The organism is Streptomyces sp. sk2.1, assembly GCF_008120935.1.
Classification (GTDB): Bacteria; Actinomycetota; Actinomycetes; order Streptomycetales; family Streptomycetaceae; genus Streptomyces.
Genome location: NZ_RDBO01000077.1, coordinates 1 through 11,293, shown reverse-complemented (window position 1 = coordinate 11,293; position 11,293 = coordinate 1). Strand labels below are relative to the sequence as shown.

Sequence of the window (11,293 nt, the reverse complement as noted above, 5' to 3'; positions counted from 1 at the left end):
GGCTTCGAACTGCGGGCCGTGGGCCCGACCGGCCGCTACGGGAACGACTACGGGAACGACTACGGAGGCGGCTACGACTCCGACGGCTACGGCATGGACGGGGACACCGGAGGCCGGGACGGGGGCTGCGGGGGCGCCGCGTCCGGCGTCGTCGGCGCGGCGGCCTTCGCCGGGGGTGTGTCCGGACGCTCGCGCCCGCACTTCATGCAGAAGCGGGCCTCGTCCGGAGCCGGAGTTCCGCAGAAGGGGCAGTACGACGACATGAGGGCTCCGACGGCAGATACGGAAACGGGAACAGGGCGCGGGAAGACGTGACCTGTCAGGGACACATCTTCACCGACGCCCGGTTCCCGTCGGCGAAAGTCACCGGAGCGTTACGTGGAGGGCCCGCGCCCACCGCGGTTCAGGGGCGTACGCCCCGGTGCAGCGCCACCACGCCGCCGGTGAGGTTGCGCCAGGCGACCTTCGACCAGCCGGCCCGCTGGAGCGCGGCCGCGAGGCCGGGCTGGTCGGGCCAGTCGCGGATGGACTCGGCGAGGTAGACGTACGCGTCGGGGTTGGACGAGACGGCGCGCGCGACCGGCGGCAGCGCCCGCATCAGGTACTCGGTGTAGACCGTGCGGAACGGCTCCCAGGTCGGCTGGGAGAACTCGCAGATCACCACCCGGCCGCCCGGCCTCGTCACCCGGTACAGCTCGCGCAGCGCGGCGTCCGTGTCCTGGACGTTGCGCAGCCCGAAGGAGATCGTCACCGCGTCGAAGGTCTCGTCGCGGAACGGCAGCCGGGTGGCGTCGCCCGCGGTGAAGGGCAGCCAGGAGTGGCGCTTCTTGCCCTCCTCCAGCATGCCGAGGGAGAAATCGCACGGCACGACGTACGCGCCCGTCGCGGCGAACGGCAGCGACGACGTCGCCGTGCCCGCCGCCAGGTCGAGGATCTTCTCCGCGGGCCGGGCGTGCACCGCCTTCGCGACCTCCTTCCGCCACAGTCTGGCCTGGCCGAGGGACAGCACGTCGTTGGTGAGGTCGTAGTTCGCCGCCACCTTGTCGAACATCGTGGCGACTTCGTGCGGCTGCTTGTCCAGGGAGGCTCGGGTCACCCGTCCATTCAAGCAGCCCGGTCCCCGACGCCACGCGCCGGTCGGGAGTCACCGGCGAATGGACTGAACCAACCGGGTCCGTCGGCGGTCAGTACAAGAAGGGGGCACCGGGCCGCCCTGAGCCGGGGAGGCACGGATGTCGGTACGGAACGCGCGTCGGCGGGGGCGGCCGGAGCGGGGCCGCGGCCGGCTACTGGCCGCGGTCGTCGTGCCGGCGGCGCTGATCTGTGCCGTCGTCGTGGCGGGGCCGCCCCGGCTCACCGGGGACGGGGAGAAGCCGGACGTGTCCGCCGCGTCCAGGACGTCGCCGGACAGCACCGGCACGTTCGCCGTCGCCCGCGCCGAGCCCCGGGACGGCGGGAAGCGGGGCGGCAAGCCGTACCGGGTCGAGGTGGAGAAGGGCACGGGCGTCGATCCGGACCGGGCCGCCGCCGAGATCGCCCGCGTCCTGGCCTCGCCGCGCGGCTGGTCGCACCACGGCGAGCACACCTTCCGCCGGGTCTCCGAAGGGCCGGCCGGCCTGGTGATCCGGATCGCCACGCCCGCGACCACCGACTCCATCTGCGGACGGAGCGGCCTCGACACCCACGGCGAGGTCAACTGCCGGGTCGGCGCCGACGTCATGGTCAACCTCAAGCGCTGGCAGCAGGGGTCGCCCGAGTTCCGCGGCCCGCTCCCCGAGTACCGGGCCCTGATCATCAACCACGAGGTGGGCCACTGGCTGGGCCGGGGCCACGAGACCTGCCCGGGCAGGGGCCGCCCCGCCCCCGCGATGATGCAGCAGATATACGGGCTGAAGGGCTGCGTCTCCAACGCCTGGCCGTACGACACCGGGGGGCGCTACCTGGGCGGCCCCGCGGTGCCGTGACGGGGACGGGCCGAAGCGCCCCTCAGCGTCGCCGGAAGACCAGCCGTCCGTCGAGCACCGTCGCCGTGCAGCACCCGGCGCCCTCGGCGAGCAGCGCCGCCAGGTCCGGTACGTCGAACACCGCCAGGTCCGCCGGGCCGCCGGTGTCGAGGGTCGTCGCGAACGCCCCGGCCGGTCCCGGACCGGCGGCCAGCGGGTCCAGGGCGGCGGGTCCCGCCACCGGCCCGGCGGGGGCGTGGACGCGCAGGCCCGAGCGGGCGACGGCCGTGCGCACGGCGGGCCGGGCGAAGGGGCCCCGGACGGCGGTCGTGCCGTGCCGCAGCATCCGTTGCAGTCCGCGCCGGGCACTGGCGCCCCAGCGGGCGTCGTCCATGCCGAGCGCGGCGAGCGCGTCGCCGGTGAGCGGTTCGTCGCCGAGCTCGTCCGCCTCGCGCGGGTCCGGGTGGTAGGCGGCCTCCAGCAGTTGTGGGGCGCCCTCGTTCAGCAGCCCCGGGGCGATCAGGCCGGACCACCGCCGGATCCGGGCCCGCGGCCGGGCGGCGACCAGTTCCGCGCACGGTCCGACGGCGACGACCACGGCACCGTCCACGGCCACGGCGTCGGCCCCGTCCGGTCCCCCGTGCACCGCGTCGGCAACGTGGATCGTCAGCAACGCGGCCTCAGTTGGTGCTCAGGAGCTTCAGTTCGGGGTGTGCCGTGCCGCCCTCGATCGCCGTGGACGAGATGTGCGAGACCACGCGGTCGTCGACCGGGTCGTTCGCCGGGTCGTCGTGGACGACGAGGTGCTCGTACGTGGTGGCGCGCTGCGCCGGTACCCGGCCCGCCTTGCGGATCAGGTCGATGATCTCCAGCCGGTTGGAGCGGTGCTTGGCACCGGCCGAGGAGACCACGTTCTCCTCCAGCATGATCGAGCCGAGGTCGTCGGCGCCGTAGTGCAGGGTCAGCTGGCCGACCTCCTTGCCGGTGGTCAGCCAGGAGCCCTGGATGTGCGCGACGTTGTCGAGGAAGAGCCGGGCGATGGCGATCATCCGCAGGTACTCGAAGAGCGTCGCCTGCGTCCGGCCCTTCAGGTGGTTGTTCTCCGGCTGGTACGTGTACGGGATGAACGCCCGGAAGCCGCCCGTCCGGTCCTGGACGTCGCGGATCATCCGCAGGTGCTCGATGCGCTCGGCGTTGGTCTCGCCGGTGCCCATGAGCATGGTGGAGGTGGACTCGACGCCGAGGCCGTGCGCGATCTCCATGATCTCCAGCCAGCGTTCGCCGGACTCCTTGAGCGGGGCGATCGCCTTGCGCGGCCTGGCCGGCAGCAGCTCGGCACCGGCGCCCGCGAAGGAGTCGAGACCGGCGGCGTGGATGCGCCGGATGGCCTCCTCGACGGAGACCTTCGAGATCCGGGCCATGTGCTCGACCTCGGAGGCGCCCAGCGAGTGGATGACCAGCTGCGGGAACGCCTTCTTGATCGCGGAGAAGTGCTCCTCGTAGTACTCGACGCCGTAGTCCGGGTGGTGGCCGCCCTGGAACATGATCTGGGTGCCGCCGAGTTCGACGGTCTCCGCGCAGCGGCGCAGGATGTCGTCGAGGTCGCGGGTCCAGCCCTTGGCGGTGTCCTTCGGCGCGGCGTAGAAGGCGCAGAACTTGCAGGCCGTGACGCACACGTTCGTGTAGTTGATGTTGCGCTCGATGATGTACGTCGCGATGTGCTCCGTACCGGCGTAACGGCGTCGGCGAGCCGCGTCGGCGGCCGCGCCCAGGGCGTGCAGCGGCGCCGAACGGTAGAGGTCGAGCGCCTCTTCCGCGGAGATCCGACCGCCTTCGGCGGCTCGGTCGAGGATGGGCTGAAGGTCGGCCTTCTCGGTCACCGGGCTGTCACCTTTCGGCGGTTTTTCAACGATCTACGGACCGGTTCAGCGTACGCCAGCCCCTGTCGGGGTCAGCCGCCGGACCGGGTCAGCGTGCCGTACGGAAGCCCCGCGCCCCGCTCCTCGGACCGGAACTCGAGGGTGCCGTCGGCGGTGCGGGTGAAGTGGACGACCGAGGTGGTGGAGGTGCACAGGCCGGGGGTGCTGGGGCGGTCCGGGTCGGTGCGTTCCTCCAGCGTCAGTTCCTTGCCCTCGACGGAGGTGAGGGCGGCGACGCTGTTGCAGCTGACGGTGATGCCGAGGCGGGTCAGCTCGGTGTTCATGCGGACCACGTCCGCGCCCTTCTTCCCGGCGGTGAAGACGGCCGTGAGCGTGCCGTGGGGTTCTCCGGTGGTCTTCTCGGTGACCGGGCCCTGCCACGTACCGACGAACTCCTTCGGGAGCGCGGCGACCTCGCTCGATCCTCCCGTGCCCGATTCGGTGGGCCGCGACGGGCTGGACTGGGAGGCGCCCGGCTCGGGGCGTTCGCCGCCGTGCCCGGCGTCGGCGTGGGTGTTGCCGCCCGGCATCAGGTCGAAGAGGAACGCGCCGCCCACGGTCACGGCGGCGAGCGCGCCCGCCACGGCGAGCGCGAGGGTGCAGCTCAGCCTCCGGCCGCGGTTCGCGTCCGGCCGGGCCGGGGTGGCGTCCGCGCCGACGGTGACGGAGAAGCGGGGGTCGGCGGTCCGCGGTCCGGGCGGCCCCGACATGTCGGACCGCCCGTACGGCCCGGTCGTCCCCGACGCCCCGACCGGCTCGGCCGCACCGGACGCCGTGGGCCACGAGGGCAGTATGCCCGGATGGGACAGCCGGGTCGGGTCGTGCGTGGGGAAGGGCTCGGCCGGCGGCCCGAACCCGCCGCCCGCGCTGCCGAACCCACTGCCGGGCCCTCCCGTGCTCCCGCCGCCGTTCGCACCGTTGTCCCCATGGGCGCCGCCGCCCGCACCGCCCGTGCCCCACGCCGCGCTGCTGAACGGCACCGGCCCCGACTGCACCGGCGCGTCCTGCGGCTCCAGGTCCAGCAGCGCGACCGCCGCCCGGCTGACCTCGCGCACCAGCGGTCCGGGCAGCCAGCCGGCCGCCACCAGCGCGGCGGCCCCGTTCGGCGCCAGCCGCCGGGCCAGTTCCAGGGGCGTGGGCCGGTCCCGGGGGTCCTTCATCAGGCAGCCGGCGACGATCTCCCGCAGGTCCCCCTCCAGCTCGCCCAGCTCGGGTTCCTCGTGCACCACCTTGTAGAGGAGCACGGCCGAGGAGTCGCCGAGGAAGGGGGCGGTCCCGGTCGCCGCGTACGCGAGCACCGCGCCGAGCGAGAAGACGTCGGCCGCGCCCGAGACGTCGACGCCCCGGATCTGCTCGGGCGCCATGTAACCGGGCGAGCCGACCGACACCCCGCTGGAGGTGAGCGAGGCGGTGGCCCCGAGGGCGCGGGCGATCCCGAAGTCGATCAGGCGGGGACCGTCGAGGGCCATCAGCACGTTGGACGGCTTCACGTCGCGGTGGATGAGGTCCTGCGCGTGCACGGCGGCCAGCGCCTCCCCGAGCCCGGCGCCCAGCGTCCGCACCGCGTTCTCGGGCAGCGGCCCGTGCTCGGCGACCGCGGCGGAGAGCGGCGGCCCGGCCACATAACCGGTGGCGACCCACGGAATGGGCGCGTCCGGGTCGGCGTCCAGCACCGGCGCCGTCCACTGCGCGCCGATCCGCCGCGCCGCGTCCACCTCGCGCCGGAACCGGGCCCGGAACTGCTCGTCGAGGGCGAAGTGGGGGTGCACGACCTTGACCGCCACGGTGCGCCCTCCGGCGCTGCGCCCCAGATAGACCCGGCCCATGCCGCCCGCGCCGAGCCTGCCGAGCAATCGGTAGGCGCCGATGCTCAGCGGTTCGCCGGCTTCCAGCGGCTGCATATGGACTCCCCCTGTGTACCGGCCTGACCTCCGACCGAAGCCTAGGGGGCGAAGGTCATCGGGTCACAGAGGAAACCATCCGCCTATTTCGCCCCTGAGGGAACGAACAACAACTTTCGGCACAACAAAAGGCGTGAATGAGTCGTTCACCCGAGCGATTACGGTGCGCGAACCGACTCGCCGCACCCCGCCTTCGGGCAATCGGCTATTCGACGCGTATTGCCCCGAATCGATGGCCGGACGGCCCGGGAACGCAGCGAAGGGAACGGAAGGGGCACGGGAAGAGGGGCGGGAACGGATAAGCGCCCTGGAAAGTACAGGATTCATCCATGTCCGGCGCATTCCCCCGGCGGCCCGATCCGCGCATTCGCCTCCCGCCGCCTCCCGCACCCGGTCCCGCGCCCCGCCCGCACGGTCAGCCGCCGAGCAGTTCGACCTTCACGTCCGCCGGGAAGCCGGTCGTCGGGCCGACCCGGCGCGCGAACTCCGCCACGCCCGCCAGCTGGTCCGGCCCGAAGCGGAAGTCCAGGGTCGTGAAGTACCGCTCCAGCACCTCCGAGTCGAAGGCCTCCCAGCGCGCCGCCTGCTCCGCGACCTTGGCGACCTCCTCCAGGGAGAGGTCCCGCGAGGCCAGGAACGCCTCGTGCACCTCGCCCACCCGGGCGGGCTCGATCGCCAGGTAGTCCTTGCGGGCCGCCCAGACCGCGAAGACGAACGGCAGTCCGGTCCACTCCTTCCACATCTGCCCGAGGTCGTGGACCCGGAGGCCGAGCCGGGGCGCGTCGTGCAGGTTGGCGCGCAGCGCGGCGTCGCCGATCAGCACGGCCGCCTCCGCCTCCTGCATCATCAGACCCAGGTCCGGCGGGCAGGTGTAGTAGTCCGGGCTCACCCCGTACCGCTCGGCGAGCAGCAGCTGCGCCAGCCGCACGGAGGTGCGCGAGGTCGAGCCGAGCGCCACCCGGGCCCGGTCCAGCTGCTCCAGCGGGACCTGCGACACGATCACGCACGACATGACGGGGCCGTCGCAGCCCACCGCGATGTCGGGGAAGGCGACCAAGTCGTCGGCGTTGCGCAGGAACTCCACCAGCGTGACGGGGCCGATGTCCAGATCGCCCCTGATCAGCTGCTCGCTGAGCCTTTCCGGGGTGTCCTTCGAGAGCTCCAGGTCGAGCAGGGTCCCGGTGCGTGCCAGCCCCCAGTACAGCGGCAGGCAGTTGAGGAACTGGATGTGGCCGACGCGCGGCCGGTTGCGGCGGCCGTCGCCCGCGACGGTTGAAACGGTTGAATTGTCCACATCGCGAGGCTAGACCCGCGTCGCCGCCCATACGGCACCGGGGGCGCGGGGCGTTCCCGATCCCACTCCCCGGGGTGCTCCCGCCCCACTCCCCGGAGTGTTCTCGTCCGGTTTCCGGCGGCATCCGCACCGCGTTCCGGAAGTGTCGCGAGGACCCCTTCCGTACTCCTCGAAGACCCCTCCGCGACACCCTCCGGCGCATGCACTTCGTGTGGTCATCGGCACGGCAATCAAACATCCGAGTGAAGTGATCTTTCCCTCTACCCCTCGATACACGCTGCGTGCTAGGCTCGACGCAAGTTGCAGTTTGGTTTCCCTTGCAGTACAGAGCCTGCGGAGCATGTAACCCGCAGGCTTTTGTAGTTTTCAGACTTCTATGCAGGTTCTGGAGCAGGGCAACCCTTTGGCCCAAGGAGGGCTTATGGCTACCGGAACCGTCAAGTGGTTCAACGCTGAAAAGGGCTTCGGCTTCATCGCCCAGGACGGCGGCGGCCCGGATGTCTTCGTCCACTACTCCGCGATCAACGCGTCCGGGTTCCGCTCCCTCGAGGAGAACCAGGTCGTGAACTTCGACGTCACTCAGGGCCCCAAGGGTCCGCAGGCTGAGAACGTCACCCCGGCCTAGTTGCCCGGGTCGGCCGATCGCGGCCGGCTAGTAGTACCCAAGGAGCCCCGCTCCTCCGCCTCGGCGGGGAACGGGGCTCCTGCCTTTCCCGTTTCCCGCTTCCCGCTCGCCCCCTCCGTTTCTCTCCCCTCCGCTCTCCTCCACCGGGTTTCGCCGCCCGCGCGGGAGTACCGGCGACGGAACGGAATTTCTCCCCGCAGACCGTTCCCGGTCCTGTTCCCCGCTCCGTTCCCCGCCCCTTCCCCGACCCGTTCCTTTTCCGCTTCCGCGGCTTTCCGTACGACGGCGCTTGACCTTGACACCGTGTGAAGCCGTGGAGTGAAGACATCATGTTCACCATCGGAGACTTCGCCCGGCACGGGCGGGTGTCGGCCCGGATGCTGCGCCACTACGACGCCATCGGGCTGCTGCACCCCGACCGCACCGACCCCGCCACCGGTTACCGCTTCTACGGTGCCGCCCAGCTCGCCCGCCTCAACCGCATCATCGCCCTCAAGGACCTCGGCTTCACGCTCCAGCAGGTGCAGGCCATCCTCGACGAGCAGGTGGGACCGGAGGAGCTGCGCGGAATGCTGCGGCTGCGCCGGGCGGAACTGGAAGCGGCCATGAGGGCCGCCGCGGCGCGGCTGGCGCAGGTCGAGGCGAGGCTCCGGTCGATCGAGAGCGAGGGACACATGTCCACGAACGACGTCGTCGTCAAGAAGGTCGCGGCCGTACGGGTCGCCGAGCTGACCGGCACCGCGGCGAGCTACGGGCCGGAGCACATCTCCCCCGTGATCGGCCCGCTGTACGAGCGGCTGTTCCCCCTGCTGGAAGCGGCGGGCACCGTGCCGAGCGGACCGGGGATCGCGTACTACGAGGACGCCTTGGAAGGCGGTGCGGTCGTCGTCCACGCCGGGGTCACGGTCTCCGCCCCGGTGGGGCCGGTCGGTGACACCGGGGTCACGGTGGTCGAACTGCCGGTGTTCGAGGCCGCGACGATCGTGCACCGGGGGGCGATGGACGGCGTGCTGCCGACGTCCCAGACCCTGGCCCGCTGGATCGACGCCCACGGTTACCGGTCCGCGGGGTACGCCCGCGAAATCAGCCTGGAGTGCCCCGCGGACCGGGACCAGTGGGTGACGGAGCTCCAGGAGCCGATCGCCCGGGCCTGATCCCCGGGGCCGCCCCGAGGGCTTGACCCTCCGGCCCCGATCTCCTCCGGCACACCTCAGGTGCGGAAAGAACGTGACACTCCACCCCGGAGTGTCACGTTCTTTCCGCACCCCTACTGCTTTCCCCCACTCCCCGCCCACAGCCCGTCGTCCGTCAGCCCCAGCAGGTCGATCGCGTTGCGGCGCACGATCCGGTCCACCACGTCGGCGTCCAGATGCCCCATCTGCGCCTCGCCGACCTCGCGCGACTTGGGCCAGGTGGAGTCGGAGTGCGGGTAGTCCGTCTCGTACAGGACGTTCCCCACCCCGATCGCGTCCAGGTTCCTCAGGCCGAAGGCGTCGTCGAAGAAGCAGCCGTACACGTGCTCGGCGAACAGCTCCGACGGCGGGCGGTGGACCTTGTCGGCGACGCCGCCCCAGGCCCGGTTCTCCTCCCAGACCACGTCGGCGCGTTCCAGGACGTACGGGATCCAGCCGATCTGGCCCTCCGCGTACATGATCCGCAGGTTCGGGAAGCGTTCGAACTTGCCGCTCATCAGCCAGTCGACCATGGAGAAACAGCAGTTGGCGAAGGTGATGGTGGAACCGACGGCGGGCGGGGCGTCGGCCGAGGTGGACGGCATCTTCGAGGAGGAGCCGATGTGCATCGCGATCACCGTCCCCGTCTCGTCGCAGGCCCGCAGGAACGGGTCCCACTCGTCCGTGTGAATGGACGGCAGGCCGAGGTGCGGGGGTATCTCGGAGAACGCCACCGCGCGCACGCCGCGCGCCGCGTTGCGCCGGACCTCCTCGGCGGCCAGGTGCGCGTCCCAGAGCGGGATCAGGGTGAGCGGGATGAGCCGGCCCCGCGCCTCGGGGCCGCACCACTCCTCCACCATCCAGTCGTTGTAGGCGCGCACCCCGAGCAGCCCCAGCTCGCGGTCGTTCGCCTCGGTGAAGGTCTGACCGCAGAAGCGGGGGAAGGTGGGGAAGCAGAGGGCGGACTGGACGTGGTTGACGTCCATGTCGGCGAGCCGCTCGGGCACCGAGAACGAACCCGGACGCATCTGCTCGTACGTGATGATCTCCAGCTTGATCTCGTCCCGGTCGTAGCCGACCGCGGTGTCGAGCCGGGTGAGCGGCCGGTGCAGATCCTCGTACACCCACCAGTCGCCGATCGGTCCGTCGTCGCCCCGCTCCCCCATCACGGGTGCGAACCTGCCGCCCAGGAACGTCATCTCCTTGAGCGGTGCGCGGACGATCCGCGGACCCCGGTCGAGGTACTTGGACGGGAGCCGGTCCCGCCAGACATGAGGGGGCTCCACCGTGTGGTCGTCCACCGAGATGATCTTCGGGAAGGTCTCCATGCCCACCACGGTAGCGCCGATCTGACGAACCGTCAGCTATCTGTGCGGCCACCCTTTCCGAAATCGTTGTCGAGGGCTTGTGCAGAGCGTCACCCACCGCTGTCGTGCCCGCCCAAGACAAGGCAGACTGTTGAGCGCGATACCAGCGGTACCGAGCAATCCGGATCCACCCGACCCGGACCGGTACAGGGACGGGTAATCCGGACGGACGGCACCGGCACGACCGGCGGCACCGGCGGCACCGGCGGGGCGAGCAGGGCAGGAGGCAGCAATGGACCGTGACCACGGGCCGGGCGTGCGTGTTCCGGAGCAGCGTGCTCCGCAGCAACGGTCGGCACACGGTGCCGATCTGCGCTTCTCCGTGCTCGGTCCGGTGCGGTCATGGCTGAACGGCGAGGCGTCGCCGTCCGGTTCACCTCAGCAGCGCGCCCTGCTGACCGCGCTGCTGCTGCGCGACGGCCGCACGGCCACCGCCGCCGAACTCATCGACGCCATCTGGGGCGACGAGCCGCCCTCGCAGGCGCTCGCCACCATACGTACGTACGCCTCCCGGCTCCGCAAGGTGCTGGGCCAGCAGACACTGGTCAGCGACGCCGGCGGGTACGCGATCCGGGCCGACCGGGACGCCCTCGACGTGAACGTGGTCCGGGACCTGGCGGCCGAGGCGGAGAAGGCCCGCGCGGGCGGCGACCGCGCCCAGGCCCGCGCCCTCCTCGGCAAGGCGCTCGGGCTGTGGGACGGCGAGGCGCTGGCGTCCGTGCCCGGCCCGTACGCCGAGAACCAGCGGACCCGGCTGGAGGAGTGGCGGCTCCAGCTCACCGAGACCCGCCTGGACCTCGACCTGGAGGTCGGCAGTCACGCGGAGGCGGTCTCCGAACTGACCGCGCTCACCGCCGCGCACCCGCTGCGCGAGCGGCTGCGCGAACTGCTCATGATCGCCCTGTACCGCAGCGGCCGGCAGGCCGAGGCACTCGCGGTGTACGCCGACACCCGCCGGCTGCTCGCCGACGAACTGGGCGTCGACCCGCGCCCCGAGCTGTCCCAGCTCCAGCAGCGCATCCTCCAGGCSGACGAGGAKCTGGCCCGCCCGACGGACGAGCCGGCCCCGGCC

At 71.8% G+C, this 11,293-nt stretch carries 11 protein-coding genes; 4 read left to right on the top strand and 7 right to left on the bottom strand.

The features are described from left to right. Positions 1-86: 86 nt before the first annotated feature. Together EAO76_RS27280 and EAO76_RS27275 are read right to left on the bottom strand one after the other, a co-directional pair. Entirely contained in the window at positions 87-263 is a 177-nt protein-coding gene (locus tag EAO76_RS27280; RefSeq protein ID WP_148838600.1) for a zinc-ribbon domain-containing protein, read from the bottom strand. A 140-nt stretch (positions 264-403) separates the two neighbouring features. After that, a complete protein-coding gene (locus tag EAO76_RS27275) occupies positions 404-1,096 on the bottom strand; it encodes a demethylmenaquinone methyltransferase (RefSeq protein ID WP_148838599.1) in 693 nt (230 codons plus the stop codon). 136 nt (positions 1,097-1,232) lie between these two features. Here EAO76_RS27275 and EAO76_RS27270 point away from each other — a divergent pair, with 136 nt between their 5' ends. After that, a complete protein-coding gene (locus EAO76_RS27270) occupies positions 1,233-1,964 on the top strand; it encodes a DUF3152 domain-containing protein (RefSeq protein ID WP_262375786.1) in 732 nt (243 codons plus the stop codon). 22 nt (positions 1,965-1,986) lie between these two features. Here EAO76_RS27270 and EAO76_RS27265 read toward each other — a convergent pair whose 3' ends face one another. From EAO76_RS27265 to EAO76_RS27250, 4 genes are all read right to left on the bottom strand, one after another. Next, entirely contained in the window at positions 1,987-2,616 is a 630-nt protein-coding gene (locus tag EAO76_RS27265; protein ID WP_148838598.1) for a hypothetical protein, read from the bottom strand. A 7-nt stretch (positions 2,617-2,623) separates the two neighbouring features. Continuing rightward, the gene (mqnC, locus tag EAO76_RS27260; protein WP_148838597.1) at positions 2,624-3,823 is read right to left on the bottom strand and encodes a cyclic dehypoxanthinyl futalosine synthase; all 1,200 of its coding nucleotides are present in this window, start codon (positions 3,821-3,823) and stop codon (positions 2,624-2,626) included. Positions 3,824-3,894: 71 nt separating this feature from the next. Continuing rightward, positions 3,895-5,763: a serine/threonine-protein kinase gene (locus tag EAO76_RS27255; RefSeq protein ID WP_148838596.1), complete on the bottom strand. Its 1,869-nt coding sequence runs from the start codon at positions 5,761-5,763 to the stop codon at positions 3,895-3,897. A gap of 415 nt (positions 5,764-6,178) precedes the next feature. Next, positions 6,179-7,057, bottom strand: coding sequence for a menaquinone biosynthetic enzyme MqnA/MqnD family protein (locus EAO76_RS27250; protein ID WP_148838595.1), 879 nt, complete (start codon positions 7,055-7,057; stop codon positions 6,179-6,181). Between the two features lie 421 nt (positions 7,058-7,478). On the opposite strand from EAO76_RS27250, the gene EAO76_RS27245 reads away from it, so the two are divergent. Both EAO76_RS27245 and EAO76_RS27240 read left to right on the top strand, forming a co-directional pair. Then, entirely contained in the window at positions 7,479-7,682 is a 204-nt protein-coding gene (locus tag EAO76_RS27245) for a cold-shock protein (RefSeq protein ID WP_003967102.1), read from the top strand. A 329-nt stretch (positions 7,683-8,011) separates the two neighbouring features. Beyond that, positions 8,012-8,836: a MerR family transcriptional regulator gene (locus tag EAO76_RS27240; RefSeq protein WP_148838594.1), complete on the top strand. Its 825-nt coding sequence runs from the start codon at positions 8,012-8,014 to the stop codon at positions 8,834-8,836. Between the two features lie 113 nt (positions 8,837-8,949). Here EAO76_RS27240 and EAO76_RS27235 read toward each other — a convergent pair whose 3' ends face one another. Continuing rightward, a complete protein-coding gene (locus tag EAO76_RS27235) occupies positions 8,950-10,182 on the bottom strand; it encodes an amidohydrolase family protein (RefSeq protein WP_148838593.1) in 1,233 nt (410 codons plus the stop codon). 271 nt (positions 10,183-10,453) lie between these two features. Here EAO76_RS27235 and EAO76_RS27230 point away from each other — a divergent pair. Further along, a partial coding sequence (locus EAO76_RS27230; RefSeq protein ID WP_148838592.1) for an AfsR/SARP family transcriptional regulator occupies positions 10,454-11,293 on the top strand: 840 nt, incomplete at its 3' end.